Source organism: Mesorhizobium sp. M5C.F.Ca.ET.164.01.1.1, from assembly GCF_004792125.1.
Taxonomy (GTDB): Bacteria; Pseudomonadota; Alphaproteobacteria; order Rhizobiales; family Rhizobiaceae; genus Mesorhizobium; species Mesorhizobium wenxiniae.
Genome location: NZ_SRTG01000007.1, coordinates 99,719 through 116,241 on the forward strand (window position 1 = coordinate 99,719; position 16,523 = coordinate 116,241).

At 62.7% G+C, this 16,523-nt stretch carries 10 protein-coding genes; 7 read left to right on the forward strand and 3 right to left on the reverse strand.

All coding sequences use genetic code 11. The features are described from left to right. Positions 1 to 104: 104 nt before the first annotated feature. On the forward strand, positions 105 to 1,322 hold the full coding sequence (locus EN807_RS27470; RefSeq protein WP_135937460.1) for an MFS transporter: 1,218 nt from the start codon (positions 105 to 107) through the stop codon (positions 1,320 to 1,322). Here EN807_RS27470 and dgcA read toward each other — a convergent pair. Next, entirely contained in the window at positions 1,293 to 2,276 is a 984-nt protein-coding gene (gene dgcA / locus EN807_RS27475) for an N-acetyl-D-Glu racemase DgcA (RefSeq protein WP_135937461.1), read from the reverse strand. The genes EN807_RS27470 and dgcA overlap by 30 nt on opposite strands. 99 nt (positions 2,277 to 2,375) lie before the next feature. Here dgcA and EN807_RS27480 point away from each other — a divergent pair, with 99 nt between their 5' ends. The 5 genes from EN807_RS27480 (at position 2,376) to EN807_RS27500 (ending at position 6,957) form a co-directional block, all read left to right on the forward strand. Then, complete coding sequence (locus EN807_RS27480; protein WP_135937462.1) at positions 2,376 to 3,563, forward strand: ABC transporter permease; 1,188 nt, start codon at positions 2,376 to 2,378, stop codon at positions 3,561 to 3,563. 1 nt (position 3,564) lies between these two features. Next, a complete protein-coding gene (locus EN807_RS27485) occupies positions 3,565 to 4,389 on the forward strand; it encodes an ABC transporter ATP-binding protein (protein ID WP_135937463.1) in 825 nt (274 codons plus the stop codon). A gap of 13 nt (positions 4,390 to 4,402) precedes the next feature. Next, positions 4,403 to 5,776, forward strand: a complete 1,374-nt coding sequence (locus EN807_RS27490; protein WP_135937464.1) for an MlaD family protein — start codon at positions 4,403 to 4,405, stop codon at positions 5,774 to 5,776. Between the two features lie 46 nt (positions 5,777 to 5,822). Continuing rightward, entirely contained in the window at positions 5,823 to 6,491 is a 669-nt protein-coding gene (locus tag EN807_RS27495) for an ABC-type transport auxiliary lipoprotein family protein (protein WP_189522588.1), read from the forward strand. A 208-nt stretch (positions 6,492 to 6,699) separates the two neighbouring features. After that, positions 6,700 to 6,957 (forward strand): hypothetical protein, encoded by a 258-nt coding sequence (locus tag EN807_RS27500; protein ID WP_065008807.1) that lies wholly within the window; start codon positions 6,700 to 6,702, stop codon positions 6,955 to 6,957. Here EN807_RS27500 and EN807_RS27505 read toward each other — a convergent pair. Then, positions 6,954 to 8,123 carry an aldose epimerase family protein gene (locus EN807_RS27505; protein ID WP_348640269.1) on the reverse strand — a complete coding sequence of 390 codons (1,170 nt, stop codon included), beginning with the start codon at positions 8,121 to 8,123 and terminating at the stop codon, positions 6,954 to 6,956. The genes EN807_RS27500 and EN807_RS27505 overlap by 4 nt on opposite strands. A 1,133-nt stretch (positions 8,124 to 9,256) precedes the next feature. On the opposite strand from EN807_RS27505, the gene EN807_RS27510 reads away from it, so the two are divergent. Further along, positions 9,257 to 9,700, forward strand: a complete 444-nt coding sequence (locus tag EN807_RS27510; RefSeq protein ID WP_029352946.1) for an SRPBCC family protein — start codon at positions 9,257 to 9,259, stop codon at positions 9,698 to 9,700. Positions 9,701 to 9,778: 78 nt separating this feature from the next. Here EN807_RS27510 and EN807_RS27515 read toward each other — a convergent pair whose 3' ends face one another. Continuing rightward, on the reverse strand, positions 9,779 to 16,414 hold the full coding sequence (locus EN807_RS27515) for a kinesin (protein WP_135937466.1): 6,636 nt from the start codon (positions 16,412 to 16,414) through the stop codon (positions 9,779 to 9,781). Positions 16,415 to 16,523 lie beyond the last annotated feature (109 nt).

Consider the following 16,523-nt stretch of genomic DNA (forward strand, 5'->3'; position numbering starts at 1 on the left):
GATGCGTTAGTCCAGGCGATTTCGTCGCTTTTTTTGCCGTGCTATGGGATCTACGTGCGCTGCTGACCGGCCGGTCGAATGCCGCGCCGACGGATTGCCTTCTGATGTCCTCCCTGCCGCCGCTTTCACCCGAACAGCTCGTCAAGCCGCGTCATTTCGAACTGCGCATGGGCCTGATTTTCTTCACGCTTTTCGTGCCGCTCGGGATACATTTGCCGTACTTCCCGCTGTGGCTGCAGGCAGAGGGTTTCGATGCCGAGCAGATAGCGATCATTCTCGCAGCACCAATGTTCCTGCGCGTGGTGACGACGCCATTGCTTACGGCACTGGCCGACAGGGCGAGCGACCGCGCCCATGTTTATGTCGCGCTGATCGCCGCATCTGTGGCGCTGTCCGCCGGTTATTTTCTGACGCCGACCTACGCCATGGTGCTCGCTGTTTCGCTGGCGCTCGCTGTGGTCTGGACACCGCATTCGCCGATTGCCGATTCGCTGGCACTGTCGGGAGTGCGCCGCTTCGGCTCCAACTACGCAAGTATGCGCAAATGGGGATCGATCTCCTATCTGTGCGCAAATCTTGCGGGCGGTTTCATCCTGTCGGTGACTGGCGCCCAGGCTGTTCCGGTGATCATTTTCGCAGCGTTTGGCGCGGCGCTTGTCGTCGGACTGATCGCGCCGCGGCTCGGCCGTCCCCGCCGTGCCTCGCCGCTTTCGGCGGCCGACATCCAGCAATCGGCGCCCAAACTCCTCAACGCCTATTTCCTGTATTTCTCCATCGGCGTCGGCGTCATCACCGCCAGCCACGCGTTTCTCTACGGTTTCGTGTCGATCTACTGGAAATCGATCGGCATCGGCGATCAGGTGGTCGGGCTGCTTTGGGGTTGGGGTGTGGTGGCCGAGATCGGCATGTTCATGGTCTTCACCCGGGTTTTCGGCTCCTTCTCGGTCGTGTCGATCATGGTGATGGCCGGGATAGGCGCGATCGTGCGCTGGATTGCCTTCCCCATGATCTGGCCGCTTGGCCTTGGCGTCGCCGGATTTTTCGCAGTCCAGACGCTGCATGCGGTCTCCGTGGCGCTGGTGCTGATCGGCCTGCAGAAAATGATCGGTGAGACGATCGCGGAGGAGCGCACCGGGGCCGCGCAAGGCATCGCCTATTTCTCCAACGGCTTTTTCACGGCCGTGGTGACGCTCTTGTCCGGCCCGCTTTATGACCGCTTCGGCGTGGACGGCTTTTTTGCGATGATCCCGATCGCCCTTATCGGCCTTGCGTTGATCGGGCTTGCAGCGCGTTCAGCCCCACAGCGCCGTATCGGGCGGTGACACCAGCGAACCCTGGTAGACGAGACCGGGAACACGGTCGCGGGCAAGCAGCAGCGGACCGTCGAGATCGACGAAATCGGCATCCTGCGCCAAGAGCACGGCCGGCGCCATGGCCAATGACGTGCCGACCATGCAGCCGACCATGACGCCAAAACCCAGTTCGCGGGCGCGATCGCGAAGGATAAGGGCAGCGGTCAAGCCGCCCGACTTGTCGAGCTTAATGTTGACGGCATCGTAAAGGCCGACAAGCGAGGCAAGGCCCTCTGCCTCATGCACGCTTTCATCGGCGCAGATCGGCACCGGATGCGCGATTTGGCGAAGGAAGCCGTCACGGCCCGCCGGCAGCGGCTGTTCAATCAGGGCGATGCCGTATTCGGCGGCAAAGGCGAGATTTGCTACGATGTTGTCGTCGCTCCAGCCCTCATTAGCGTCAAGGATGATGCGGCTCGCCGGTGCCGCCTCCCTAACCGCGCGGATACGGGCCATATCGTTGTCGCCGCCGATCTTGACCTTGAGCAGCGGGCGCTGGGCGTTGGCGCGGGCCTGGGCTGCCATCGCGTCGGGCTCACCAAGCGACAGCGTGTAGGCCGTCTCAGGCGCGCTCGGCGGAGCCGTGCAGATGCTGAAAGCGACCGGCTTGCCTGTGAGCTTCGCCTCCAGGTCCCATAGCGCGCAGTCGATGGCATTGCGGGCGGCTCCGGCGCGCATGGCATCGAGCAGCGCGGCCCGGCTGATGCCGCCAGCGATCTCGCCGCGCATCGCCTCGATCGCATCGCGCACACCGTCCATCGTTTCGCCATAGCGCTTGTAGGGGACGCATTCGCCGCGCCCGCTCTGGCCGTCCTCGTGGATCGTCACTGTGATAACCTCGGCTTCGGTTTTCGAACCGCGCGAAATGGTGAAGGTCCCGGCGATGGGAAAGCGCTCGGCCTCGACCGAAATGACACGCGCCATATATTTCTGCTCCGGCTGTGCGACAACGAGCTTGTCGGCAAATCGACAGGTGGATCTCGTCAGGTTAAACAGATTGGCCCGTCAGGCTAACAGGACGCCATGTTGACCATCCGCAAACGCCACGCAAGCGGCACGACCGCCAAAGAGGCCGACCACCAGCCGCGCGTCGCGGTCGGTGAGGAGGGTGGCGTTCTGGGCTGCGCCTTCTCCGGAAACTGGACGACGCGCACCGTGACGCTGGTCGACGCCGAGATGCGCAAGATCGAGAAGCGCAGCGGTTTCCAGACGCTGGCGCTCGACCTTTCGCATATCGAGAAGATGGATACCGCCGGAGCCTGGCTGATCGACCGCCTGGTCAGCGCCTTCGAAAAGAAAGGCGTCGAGATCAGGCTGCAAGGGCAAAGCGAGATTGCCTCGATCCTGCTCGGCGCCGTTGGCGACGCGGTCCGGCGCGAACCCGATTCCGGCGGCACAAAGCCGCCCAACATCATCATTCGCGCCCTAGAGGCGGTTGGCCGGCGTGTCTATGAAATGCGCGACGATTTCCTGGCCGCGATGAACATATTGGGCGCCACGATACGCGGCTCGCAGATGAAGCTCGGCCGCGGCCATGCGGTCAATCCGGCGGCGATCTTCAACCAGATCGATCGCATGGGCGTCGGCGCCATCCCGGTGGTAGTGCTGATGTCGGCCATCGTCGGCGCGATCGTCGCCCAGCAAGGCGCCTACCAGCTCAGCTATTTCGGCGCCGATATCTTCGTCGTCGATCTGGTCGGCGTGCTGATCCTGCGCGAACTCGGCGTGCTGATGACCGCGATCATGATCGCCGGCCGTTCGGGCAGCGCCATTACGGCGGAAATCGGCTCGATGAAAATGCGCGAGGAGGTCGACGCGCTGAAGGTCATCGGGCTCAATCCAATCGGCGTGCTGGTGTTTCCGCGGCTGGTCGCGCTGGTGATCGCACTGCCTTGCCTGACGATCATCGCCAATTTCGCCGCACTCGGCGGCGGCATCCTGGCCGCATGGCTCTACTCCGACATCGCACCGGCGGCGTTCATCGACCGGCTGCGTGTCGCCATCGATCTCAGCACCATCTTTGCCGGGCTGATCAAGGCGCCGTTCATGGCCATGATCATCGGCACGATTGCCTCGGTCGAAGGCATGAAGGTTGGCGGCAGCGCCGAATCGCTGGGACAACACGTGACCGCTTCGGTGGTGAAGTCGATCTTCGTGGTCATCATCCTCGATGGGCTTTTTGCCATGTTCTACGCGGCGATCGAGTTCTGACATGGCGACGCAGGGCAGCACAAAGGCGACTGGGGTTGCGGAAGGGGCCGCCGACGAAGACGAGATCGTGCTTTCCGCGCACGACATCACCGTGTCCTTCGGCGACAAGGTCATTCTCGACAGATTGTCGCTCGATATCAGGCGCGGCGAGATCCTCGGCTTTGTCGGCGCCTCCGGTGCCGGCAAGTCGGTTCTCCTGCGCACCATCCTCGGCCTGGTCCACAAGCAGTCGGGAACGATCAAGCTGTTCGGCGTCGATGTCGAAAAGGCGAGCGAGAGGGAGCGTCTTCGCATCGACATGCGCCTCGGCGTCCTCTTCCAGCACGGCGCGCTGTTTTCGGCGCTCACGGTTCTCGAAAACGTGCAGGTGCCGATGCGCGAATATCTCGACCTGCCCAGAAAGCTGATGGACGAGCTGGCGATGCTCAAGGTCGAACTGGTCGGGTTGCCGCCGGATGCGGCGCAGAAATTTCCGTCCGAGCTTTCCGGCGGCATGATCAAGCGCGCGGCGCTGGCGCGCGCGCTGGCGCTCGACCCCGACATCGTGTTCCTCGACGAGCCGACATCCGGCCTCGATCCAATCAGTGCGGCTGAATTCGACGAACTGGTCGTCAAGCTGCGCGATACCATGGATCTGACCGTGTACATGGTCACGCACGATCTCGACACGCTGTTCACCGCTTGTGATCGGGTGGCCGTGCTCGGCAAAAAGAAAGTGCTGGTCGAAGGCACGATCGACGACATGCTCAGAAGCGAGGAACCCTGGGTGAAATCCTATTTTCGCGGAAAACGTGCGCGGCAACTTGATCTTGCGGCCCGCGCGTAGCCATAAGTGATAAATGGAAACCAGAGCCAACTACGTCATTGTCGGCATTTTCACGCTAGCCGCGATCCTGGCAGCGTTCGCGTTCGTCTATTGGACGGCCGCGATCGGCGACAGAGGTGAGACGGCGATGCTGCGGGTGCGCATTCCGGGATCGGCTTCCGGCCTCGGCCGCGGCAGCTTCGTGCTGTTCAACGGCGTCAGGGTTGGGGATGTCAGACGCGTCTATATCGACGTCGACAATCCGACCGCCGCCATAGCCGACGCCGAAATAGACCGCATGACACCGATCACCAAATCGACGCAGGCCGATATCGGCCTCGCCGGCCTCACCGGTCAGGCCAATATCGAACTCAAGGGCGCCGACCCCAAGGAAGTAAATCTTCTCGATCAGGCGGAGGCGGAGGGCCGCGTCGCTGAGATCGTCGCCAACCCGTCGGCGGTCACCAACCTGTTGCAGACGGCGCAGAACATCTTCACCCGCGCCGATACGGTTCTCACCCAGCTCGAAGGCTTCACCCGGGACGTTCGCGGGCCGCTGACGCAGACCGTCAACAATGTGCAGACATTCTCCGACGCGCTGGCCAAGAACTCCGACGGCATCGACAAATTCCTCGCCAGCGTCAGTTCGCTTTCGGACGAGTTGAGGGGTGTCTCGGGCAAGCTCGACGGCACGCTTAGGGCGGCGGAAGGACTGCTCAACGCCGTCGACAAGGACCAGATCAAGAGCATCGTCGCCAACGTCGATACGGTGACCACGAACCTTAAGGAAACCAGCAAGCAGTTCGACAGGGTCGTCAGGAATGTCGACACCGCGGTGGGGTCGATCAACGACTTCGCCCAGAAGACGCAAGGCACGCTGGCCAAGGTCGACGGCGTTCTCGACGGCATCGACCCGGCACAGGTTCGCACCGCGCTGGCCAACATCCAGAAGGCAAGCGAAAACGCCAACGAGGCTGCCGCCGACATCGCCAAGGTGACCAGCAAATTCGCCAACCGGGCCGACGATATCGACCAGACCATCAAGGACGCGCAGCAGCTCGCGGAGCGTCTCAACGACGCCTCGGTGCGCGTCGACGGCATCCTCGTCAAGGTCGATACATTGCTCGGCTCAGGTCAGGCCGACGGCATGATAGCCGATGCCAGGAATACGCTGAGATCGTTCAAGCAGGTCGCCGACACCCTGAACGCCCGCCTCGGCACCATCACCGCCAATCTGGCCCGATTCTCCGGTCAGGGCCTGCAGAACGTCGAAGCGCTGGTCCAGGACAGCCGCCGTTCGATCAGCCGCATCGAAGAGGCGGTGACGGATCTCAGCCGCAATCCGCAGCGGATCCTGTCAGGCGGCGAAGGCGAGGTTCGGCAATTCGACGGCAGGGTGCGGCGTTGACTTCGGATTTCGCCCGCCCCAAGAACAGCAGGCAAGTGCACTGCGGATGCGGATTGCTCATACGATTCGGGGACAACGAGGATCGCGTGTGAAGTCGGTGGTGCTTAAATTGGGCGGGGTCAAATCGGGTGGGCTCAAAGCGGGTGCGGCATTGCTTGCGCTTTCGCTAGCCGGTTGCGCGTTTTTGCCGGGCGGCGGGCCGCCGCCGCTGGACACATTCGAATTGTCGGCGCCGCCGCTCGATGCGCGCGGCCGCAGCCGCCGCCAGATCCTCATTGCCCAACCCTCCGCGCTCAAGGCGCTGGACAGCCAGAACATTGTCATCAAGCCGTCCGTGCGCTCGATCCAGTACCTCAAGGGCGCGCAATGGGCCGATCGGCTGCCGCTGATCGTGCAGGCGCGGCTGGCCGAGACATTCCAGCGCTCGGGCAGCTTCGCCGGTGTCGGCAAGCCGGGCGAGGGGCTGGCGATCGACTATCAGGTCATCGTCGAGGTCCGTTCCTTCGACGTCAGGGTCGACGGCGGCGAACATGCCGAAGTCGACCTGTTCGTGCGGATACTGAACGACCGCAATGGCGAGGTGCGCGCCTCGAAGAGCTTTACCGCGACCGCGCCCGTCTCGGGCAGCGGCAATCAGGCCTATGTCGGCGCGCTCGACCGTGCGTTCGGCGATGCCGCCAAGGACATCGTCCGCTGGACCGATTCGGTGATCTGATACAGCCGGAATTGCCGGGCGCAGCTTAGGATCAAACTCAATCATCTGGCTGCCGCCAATGGCCGAGACGGGTGGGCAACTGCCGTCCGTTTCGACGACTGGAACGAGCAGGGAGCGCCAATTACCGACCTTCCCGGCGCTTCTCCAAAGCCGCCCTTCGCGCTGCAGCTTTGAATCGACTTCCTTTCGGACGTAGACAGCGACCTGCATGAAGGTCTGGTTTGGCTACGGCCAGCGGCTTTGGGCGATGGAAAGCCGCAACGTTCGCCTGCTTCGCCGCGGAGAGGCTGCGCGTTCGGCCGGGGACATAGCGCCAGCAAGCAAGCTCCGGATCCGCTGCCTTGCCTCCCACAGCGACGACGCCCAGAGCTTCAGTGTCTCGATCGAAACGTCCGTCATTCATGATCTCCGAATCATGGCGACCCATCGATTCAGCAACCAGAAAAGAACGCAGCTGCAACGCTAGGACGCGTCGGTGGAGAATTTGTGTATCGTAGTCGACTTCAGCGTTTCGCCCGGTTTCAGCACCGTCGTTGGAAATGACGGCTTGTTCGGCGAATCCGGGAAGTGCTGCGTCTCAAGGCAGAAGCCGTCGGTCTGGCGGTATTGCTGACCGGCTGCGCCGACGAGCGTCGAATCGAGGAAGTTGCCGCTGTAGAACTGGACGCCGGGCTCGGTGGTCGAGATCTCCATGATCCGGCCCGAGCGCGGCTCGTAGACTCGGGCGGCGAGCGAAAGTCCACCACCCGACCGGTTCAGCACGAAGTTGTGATCGTATCCGCGGCCATAGGCCATCTGTGGGTCGCTCGAGCGGATGCGTGCGCCGATCGGCGCCCCTTGGCGGAAGTCGAACGGCGTGGCGGTCACGGAGGCGAGCTGCCCGGTCGGGATCAAGGTCGCATCGACCGGCGTGTAGCGATCGGCGTTGATCGTGAGGATGTGATCATCGATCCCACCCGTGCCGTCGCCGGCGAGATTGAAGTAGGAATGACTCGTGAGATTGACCACGGTTGGTTTGTCGGTCGTCGCCTCGTAGTCGATGCGCAGCTCGTTGTCGTTGGTGAGGCTATAGACGACCTGGACCGTGAGCGTGCCGGGATAGCCTTCCTCGCCATCCTTGCTCGTGTAGTTGAGCCGCGCTGCGGCGCCGCTGACGCTGCTCAACGGCTCGACCGCCCAGACGACCTTGTCGAAGCCTTTCGTGCCGCCGTGCAGGCTGTTCGGCCCGTTATTGGGGGCGAGTTGGTATTGCGTGCCGTCGAGCGTGAACTTCGCGCCGCCGATGCGATTGCCGTAGCGCCCGATCAAGGCGCCGAAATAGGGGTTCATGGATTCGTAGTCGGCGAGTTCCTTGAAGCCGAGCACGACGTTGTCGAGCTTGCCCCAGCGGTCGGGCACATTGATCGCCGTGACGATACCGCCATAGGCGATGAACTTGACGGACGCGCCCCTGTCGTTGGTGAGCGTGTAGAGATCCACGGCCTTGCCGTCCTCCGTGTTTCCGAATGGGGTCTTGTCCACAGAGCCGGCGCCGGCGCTCGTTCCCGTCAGCAGCACGCCCATGCCGAGCATGGCCGCGCCGAGCACTGACCTATGCCAGGTACGCGACTTGTTTGGTTCGATCGGCGTCATGGTTTCCTCCCTCGATAGGCTTCTTCGCCGGCGGCTTCTGACGAGCCGCCTAGAAGACCAATTCTAAACTCATCGGGCTATCAAGGTAAGCGCGCCCTGGTAGAGATTGTACAATAGCACCGTGCTTGAAATACGTGTGCCGGATACCGCCGGTCGCATCAGCTCATTGCCTGATCAAAATTGCCGTCGGTGCATGAATCGCAGGACGGGTATCCGCCTGATTCCCGACTTTGATCTTGCTGCTCGTTGGTGTCGCAAAGCCACCCGATTGAGACGTAGAACGCGCCATAGCGGTGAAATCCGAGCCGATGCCCCGGCCGGTTCGGTTGCGTCATTTCCGGACCAACATCGAGCCGCCCCTGTCGGTCGCCTCTCCGACTCGTTGCCCGACCTTCATGTTGTTTCGCTGCAAGGACCGCACAGGGGTTAGCGGTTCGACGTGGCTGCGGGCGACATAGTAGAACGGGGTCGCCAGATCACTATCAAAAGATCTGATCGTCATCGAGCTTCCTGAAAGGCAAAGGTCGCTTGGACGTGGGTGCGGGATTGGCATCTTCCAGTGTCGCTCGCGATGCGGTCGGGGCGGAGGTGGCGAACCTGGCGCTGTCGGACCAGCGGGAACCCAGGAGTCCGAACGCGAGAACCGGCGCGTCGCGATCCGCCGCATCACGCCGCTGGTCGCACCCGTGGCGAACTCCGAATAGGCCCCCACCCTTGTTTTGAGCCGGCCGGGCAGGTAGCGCCAGCCTCATCATTGCAAGCCCGCTTATATACCCCGCATATCGAGCGGGCCAAATAGGCGACACGCATCTAGTCCGGTCAAGATCCGCTTTCGCCACCTCTTGCGACATTGAGGTCGAAATCGAGTAACTACTGGATTGGGTCAAAGCGGTGAGTTCCACTGGAGGTCCCTATCTGGGAGAAAATTTGGGCCTGGAATGTCCGACTAGGGTCAGGGGCGTGAATTCGGCAGGGTCGAACGAACTTCCGCAACGGGTCGAAAAGCGGTCGCAGGGAGCCTAACATGAAGGTCTGCGGCCCCGGTTCCAAAAAACCTCAGGACTTGTGTCGGATTGGTCAAGATCCGTTCGTCCTTGGGCAGGATCGACACTCCAATTACAAGGATAAATGATATGCCCAGTACCGTACGCCTGCACCGCGTCCTGGCAACCAGCCCAGAAAAAGTCTACCGCGCTTTCCTTGAGGCGGACGCGCTCGCGAAATGGCTACCGCCCAACGGCTTCACCTGCACGGTTTATCATCTGGAACCCAAAGTCGGCGGCACATTCAAAATGTCGTTCCGCAACTTCACAACCGACAAAAGCCACGCGTTTGGCGGCGAGTATGTCGAGCTCGTTCCGGGCGAACGCCTGCGCTATACGGACAAGTTCGACGATCCTAACTTGCCCGGCGAGATGCAGGTGACGGTGATACTGAAGAAAGTATCAGTCGGCACGGAGCTGGATATCACGCAGGCAGGCGTGCCGGACGTCATTCCAGCTGAGGCTTGTTATCTCGGTTGGCAGGAGTCGCTGCGAAACCTGGCAAGGCTCGTAGAACCGGAGATCAATCAATAGAGCATGATCCCGAAGAGGTCGGAACGGCATGAAAAAGGCGGGAAAATTTCCCGCCTTTTTTGTTCCCCTGTCGCCTGATCAATGCAGGCGGCCACTGGCGTGGGCAAGCATCGTATAGACCTTGCCGGTGTCCGACGTCAGGTAGGTCTGCGCCATCATGTTGTCGCGGTCGTTGCGCGACACGTCCTTGAGCAGCTTTTCGAAATCGTCGCAATAACGGTCGACGGCGGCGCGGAACTCCGCCTCCATCTGATATTTGCGGCGAATCTCATCGAAAGTCTGCTGGCCCTTCAGCGTGTAGAGACGCCGCGTGAACACGTCGCGCTCGCCGCGCCGGTAGCGGTTCCACAGCTCGATCGAGGCGTCGTGATCGATGGCGCGGGCGATGTCGACCGAAAGCGAGTTAAGCGACTCCACGACGTGAAGCGGCGAGCGCTGGGCAGGTGCCGAGCGTGGCGCTTCCGAAGGTGCCGCGGGCTTGGCGCCCTCTTCGCGCGATGCCCCGGTCAAGAGATCGCGCACCCAGCCGCCCTGCGGCGTACGGCCATTGGGGTCGCGCTGGCGCGGCGCCGTCTCAGCCGGGCGTTCCAAGTCGAGTGTGCCGCGCAGTGCAGTGTCACCCGATGGCGCCTGCGGGGCACGAGGTTCGGGTTGCTGGGCCGGAGGACGGCGCAGCGGCTCAGTGGCGCGCGCGGCAGGCGCTTGCGGTGCCGGACGCAGGTTGCGCGGCTCCGAGGAGTCGGTGCTGCGACCCGATTTCGCAACGATATCCGAAAGTTCCTTCAGGGCGTTGATCTGCTCGGAAACGGCGCGGCGGATGGCCGTGGTCGATTCCTTTGCCTCTTCCGGCATCTCGATGACGCCCTTCTTGAGCTCGGCGCGGGTAAGGTCGAGCTCGCTCTTGATCGAGCCGGCGGTGCGCCGCATCTCCTCGGTCGCGTCGGCGAAGCGCTTCGTTGCCGAATCGACGACGTCGGCGATGGCGGTACGGATCTTGTCCGCCGACTCCAGCGTCTTGCCTTCGGCGTTCTGCAACGTCTGGCCGACCAGATCCTCGAACGAGCGCATGACCTTTTCGAGATCCTCCGACTTCTTAACCAGGCCGACGGCGAGATCCTCCAGCGACGACTGTCTTTCCAACGTGTGTTCGAGGTTGCTCTGGGCCGAGCTCAACAGATCCGAGGCACTGGACAGCAATCGGCTGTGCTCGTCGAACTTGGTGGCGATCGAGGCAACCTCGCGCAAGGTCGCGGATGACAGCTCGGTAAGCCGTGTCGTGTTCGAATCGACCAGGCGTGCCGAACTGGCGAAGGTCTGCGCGGCTTTTTCCGTCGTCGCTGCAAAGCTTTGCGTGCTGCCCGTCAGGCGTTCGTCGACCTGGCCGAGATTGGCCGCCGCCTGCTCGATCAACTGACCGAGCTGCGAGCTGGAGGTGCTCATACGGCCGATGAGATCGGCGACACTGTCGGCGAGCGTTGAGCGCGCGCCTTCGACGGCCGACAATGTTTCGGCCGTGCGGCTGGCGAGCGCATTGACGAGGGTGGCGTTTTCACTGCGCAGCTTCTCGGTGGCGCGTTCGGTCACCTCTTCCATGCTCTTTTGCAGTTCCGAGCCGCCCTGGGCGAAGCGCTCGACCAGCGGCCGTGCCGTTTCGTCGAGGATTTTCGAGATCTCGGCCGAACGTGCCGCAAGCATGGTGTTGAGCTCGCGGGTGTTGGTGCCGATGGTCTTCGCCGCGTCGTTGGTGCTCTGGCCGATATGCTGGCCGACCGCAGTGAAGGTTTCGGCGATCGCGTTGGCGCGCGAAATAAGTTGCGCCTCAGCGGTCGAAACCTGCTCGTTGAGCTTCTGGCCTATCGTTTCGGTGGTGTAGACGAGACGGTTTTCGACGCCGGCAACCTGCTCCTCGACGCGAGCCGCCGCAGCCGCCGCGCTGGATGCCAGGCGCTCGTCGGCGCCGGCGAGCGCCTGCTCGATTTCACGGGCGTGGACGGCAAGTTCCTGACCGGTCTGCCGCGCACGTTCGGCAACCCGCTGCTCGGTGCTGGCGAAGGCCCCGACGATGTTGTCGGCATGTTCTCCGATCGTCGACGTGCTGTCGGCGATGCGGGATACCAGACGGTGATCCGCCTCGTCGAAGATACGGCCGATCTCCGACGCGCGGGCCGACAGCGCCTCCGAACCTTCGGCGATGCGCGAGATCAGCTGTTGGTCGGCGGCATCGAAAATGCGGCCAAGGTCCGATGCTCGCGCTGCGAGCGCTTCGGCCGATTCGCCGATGCGCACGCCGAGCCGTTCGTCGGCGCCTTCAAAATTGCGCAGGATGTCGCCGGCGCGTGCCGCCAGCGACTGCGCCGTTTCGACCGCGCGGGCAACCAGCTTCTGGTCCGCCGCATCGAATGTACCGGCGATCTCGCTGGCACGAGCGGCCAGTTGGTCGGCCGTCTCCTGGGCGCGCGTCAGCAAGGAGTTCGATGTGTTGTCGACATGGGCCATGATTGCGCTCGATGTATCCTCGGCGCGGGCAATGAGCGCACTCGACGTGTCTTCGGCGCGTGCGGCGAGGCGGCGGTCCGCCTCCTCGAAGGTGCGGGCGATATCCTCCGCCCTGGCGAGCAAGGCGGCCGAGGTCTGCTCGGCACGCTCGGCGATCTTGCGGTCGGCGTCGCTGAACGCCGCGCCGGCCTGCTCATGCAGCGCGCTGGTGACTTCCATTACCTTTTCACGCAGCGCTCCCGCGACGAAGACGGCGCTCTTTTCGAGCACGCTGCGGACGTTGTCGACACCGGTCGACAGCGCGCGCTCCATGGTTCCGGCGCGCTCCTCGATGATGCCGGTCTGACGGCTGAACGCCTGCTCGATCTTTTCGACGTCAGAGGCAATAGCGTCCGAAATGTCGGTGCTTCTGGCGGCGATCTGGTCGATATGGCCGGACAGGGAACGGTCGACTTCCTTGCGCGTGTCGGCGAGCTTGGAGAGATCGTCCTCCAGCGCACGGGTCAGCGCGTCGCGGCCTTCGGCCAGCTTGCCGACATGCCCGGCGATGACGTCGTCCACCTCGCCGCGGCTCGCCGCAATTTTCTGCAGGTCTGCTTCCAGCGCACGTCTAAGGATATCGCGGCCTTCGGCCAGCTTCTCGACCTGGCCGGCAACCAGCCCGTCGATGCTCGACCGGCTTTCCGCCAGTTTGGCGAGGTCGTCTTCAAGCGCCTTGGACAGGATCGAGCGGTCCTGGATGAGCTTATCGGCGTGGCTGTTTACGAGACCGTTGACGCTGCCGAGATCGGCCTCCAGCGCCCGCGCAAACTCTGCACGATTGTCGGTCAGCTGCTGCGACTGGTCGGCGACGACACCCTTGATGGTATTGAGGTCTGCTTCCAGCGCGCGTCTGAGGATGTCGCGGCCTTCGGCCAGCTTCTCGACCTGGCCGGCAACCAGCCCGTCGATGCTCGACCGGCTTTCCGCCAGTTTGGCGAGGTCGTCTTCGAGCGCCTTGGACAGGGTCGAGCGATCTGCGGCGAGCCTGTTCATGTGATCGGAGACAAGGCCGTTCACATTCTGCAGGTCGGTTTCCAGCGCTCGCGTCAGTTGACCACGATCTTCCGCCAGCTTTTCGGACTGACCTGATATAACGTCTTTGATCGTGTTGAGATCGGACTCCAGCGCGCGCTTGAGAATGTCGCGGCCTTCGGCCAGCTTCTCGACCTGGCCGGTAACCAGACCATCGATGCTCAACCGACTTTCAGCCAGTTTGGCGAGGTCGTCTTCGAGTGCCTTCGACAGGATTGAACGGTCCTCGGCGAGCCTGTTCATGTGATCGGAGATAAGGCCATTCACGCTCTGCAGGTCGGTTTCCAACGCCTTCGAGAGCTGACCACGGTCTTCCGCCAGCTTTTCGGACTGACCTGATATAACGTCCTTGATCGTGTTGAGATCGGACTCCAGCGCGCGCTTGAGAATGTCGCGGCCTTCGGCCAGCTTCTCGACCTGGCCGGTAACCAGACCATCGATGCTCGACCGGCTTTCGGCCAGTTTGGCGAGGTCGTCTTCGAGTGCCTTCGACAGGATTGAACGGTCCTCGGCGAGCCTGTTCATGTGATCGGAGATAAGGCCATTCACGCTCTGCAGGTCGGTTTCCAACGCCTTCGAGAGCTGACCACGGTCTTCCGCCAGCTTTTCGGACTGACCTGATAAGACGTCCTTGATCGTGTTGAGATCGGACTCCAGCGCGCGCTTGAGGATGTCGCGGCCTTCGGCCAGCTTCTCGACCTGACCGGCGACCAGCCCGTCGATGCTCGACCGGCTTTCCGCCAATTTGGCGAGGTCAGCCTCGAGCGTTTGCGAAAGCAGGCTGCGGTCGTCGGCGAGCCTGCCCGAATGGTCCTCGATCAGGCCTCGGATACCGGACAGGTCGTTTTCGAGCGAGCGCGAAAGCAGGCTGCGGTCTTCCGCCACTTTGGCGGAATGGCTCTGGATGAGATCCTTGATGCCGACGATGTCGGTTTCCAACGCCTTGGCAAGTATGGCGCGACCTTCGGCGATCTTCTCGACCTGACCGGCGACCAGGCCGTCGATGCTGGCGCGACTGTCGGCCAGCTTACCGAGATCGGCCTCGAGGGCGCGTGAAAGAATGCTGCGGCCTTCGGCGAGTTTTCCAACGTGACCGGCAACCATTTCGTCAATGATTGTACGAGCTTGTACAAGTTTTCCGGAGTCTTCGTTCAAAGCCTGTGAAAGCCTGTTGCGGCCCTCTTCGAGCTGTTCGAGATGGCTGCCGAGCGAAGCATCGATGGTGGCGCGCGACTCGTTGACCTTGCGCAGATCCTCTTCGAGGGCGCGCGCGATCAGGTTGCGGCCTTCGGCAAGCTTCTGCACCTGGTCGGTGACAGCCGCGTCGATGCCGGCGCGGCTTTCGGCGAATTTCGCCAGATCGGCCTCCATCGCCGCCGCCATGCGTTCGCGGCTTTCGGAAAGCTTGCGGCTGTGGTTCTCGACGGCTTCTTCGATGCCGACGCGGGCATCGGAAAGCCGCTGGATATCGGCGTCGAAGGAGCGCGACACCACATGACGGGCCGCTTCCATGCGCCCGGCGAAATCGCCGGCGCGTGCTTCAAGCATGGACGAAGTCGACGAAACGATGTCGGCCATGTCGGCGCCGATCTGGGTCTTGCCCTGATCGATCATCGCCGACAGCGTCTCCTTGCTCTCTTGGAAGGTATGGGCGATTTCGCGCGCGCGCTCGACCAGCGTCTCGTTGATCTGGCGTGCGCGAGCCTCGAGCGCGGCGTTGAGCTTCTGGGTGCCGGTGTCCAGCGCTTCGGCGCGGGTCTGAAATTCACTAATCAGCGCCTGGCCGCGTTCGGCCAGCGTCCGCTCGATCCCGTCAAGGCTGGCTTCAAATTCGGAGTTGAGCGTACGCGCGGCGCCGCCGAGCAGCGACACCATGCCGGAGGTCCGATCGTCGAGCAGGTCGGTCAGCGACCGGGTGAGGCCGTCGGTCGTGTCCGTCAGCTTGGCGATGCGCGTATCGAGAAGGCTGGCGAAGGCTTCGCCGGAGGTCGACAGCCGGTCCGTGATCGATTCGAGCCGGCCTTCCACCGAATCGAAGATCGACAACGAGCTTTGGTTGATCCTATCGATCAGGGTGTCGCCGGAATTGGTTATGGTCATCGAGAGGTTGGTCGAGGCGTTGAGAATGCTGTCGCGAATGATGTCGCTGGCCGCCCCGATTTCGTCCTTCAGCGTCTCATGCGCGCCGGTGATCGAGGCGCGCACGCGTTCAGCGTGGGTGACCACCGCTTCGCGCTCGCTGCCCAGCCCGTCGACAAGCGAGCGGATGCGGGATTCATTCTCCGAGTAGGAGCGTTCGATCTGGTTCACCTCGCTGTGGACCAGGGTTTCGAGCTCGACGGCACGCGCAAGCGTGCGCTCGATGCCTTCACCCATGGCCGCCACTTCGCGGCGGACAGCTTGCCCGATCATCATGACGCGATCCTGGGCAATATTTTCCGGCTCGGTCAGGCGGAAGGCCACTTCCGTCATTGACTGAGCCGCGATGCGCATCTCCTGCGCGCGGCGAATCATGGCTGCAAACGCCCAGAACAGGAGCACGGGCAGGATCGCAGCGATCGCCAGGCCGATCAGTTCGGGACGGGCGAAAAACTGGCCGGGCGTGCGGATTTGCCAGATGCCTGGTCCAAACAGCAGGTTGGCCAATGCACCGGCGCCCGCGATCCAGGCGAGCGAAACGAGCGCCACGACCCAGTAGATCGTGTTCGAGGCACGCCGATTGAGGGTGTGCAGCAGCGTTTTGTAATCTTTCCGACGAGGGTCATTGGCCGGCGTGAAGCCGGCCGGCTGCGTGCCATTGCGCGTTTCCACAGGGCGCAGTTCAGCCGGCTTGGCCTTTGCCGCGGGCTTTGCTTTCTGGTCCTGGGCTTTTTCGTCCTGGTTGGCGGCAGGCTCCGTCTTCTGGCTCTGGCTGGCGACAGGCTCGGCATTCTCGCCTTGGCTGGCGACAGGCTCGGCATTCTGGTTACGGCCTTCGCGTGCCAACTCGTCGGCAGCCTGCGATATCTGCGCTTCCAGATCTTCCATCGACGCTGCGATGTCGAGGTCGCCGCCGGCATCGCCGCTCAGATCGATATCAAGTGCTTTTTCGAGTTCCCTGGCTACGTCGTTGTCGAGCGTTCTCGTCGTTGTTTTCTTCGCCATGCCTTCGCTACCCTGTACAAGCTGCCGCGGGACTTATTGATTCTGCTTGTCGTGTCCCACGCAAGAGGCTGAAAATGGACCTGTCGTATCGTAATGACACACCGGGGTA

Coding starts and splice junctions, on each gene's coding strand:
- EN807_RS27470 (WP_135937460.1), top strand. CDS start 105: ATGTCCTCCCTGCCGCCGCTTTCACCCGAACAGCTCGTCAAGCCGCGT.
- dgcA (WP_135937461.1), bottom strand. CDS start 2,276: ATGGCGCGTGTCATTTCGGTCGAGGCCGAGCGCTTTCCCATCGCCGGG.
- EN807_RS27480 (WP_135937462.1), top strand. CDS start 2,376: ATGTTGACCATCCGCAAACGCCACGCAAGCGGCACGACCGCCAAAGAG.
- EN807_RS27485 (WP_135937463.1), top strand. CDS start 3,565: ATGGCGACGCAGGGCAGCACAAAGGCGACTGGGGTTGCGGAAGGGGCC.
- EN807_RS27490 (WP_135937464.1), top strand. CDS start 4,403: ATGGAAACCAGAGCCAACTACGTCATTGTCGGCATTTTCACGCTAGCC.
- EN807_RS27495 (WP_189522588.1), top strand. CDS start 5,823: ATGCGGATTGCTCATACGATTCGGGGACAACGAGGATCGCGTGTGAAG.
- EN807_RS27500 (WP_065008807.1), top strand. CDS start 6,700: ATGAAGGTCTGGTTTGGCTACGGCCAGCGGCTTTGGGCGATGGAAAGC.
- EN807_RS27505 (WP_348640269.1), bottom strand. CDS start 8,123: ATGACGCCGATCGAACCAAACAAGTCGCGTACCTGGCATAGGTCAGTG.
- EN807_RS27510 (WP_029352946.1), top strand. CDS start 9,257: ATGCCCAGTACCGTACGCCTGCACCGCGTCCTGGCAACCAGCCCAGAA.
- EN807_RS27515 (WP_135937466.1), bottom strand. CDS start 16,414: ATGGCGAAGAAAACAACGACGAGAACGCTCGACAACGACGTAGCCAGG.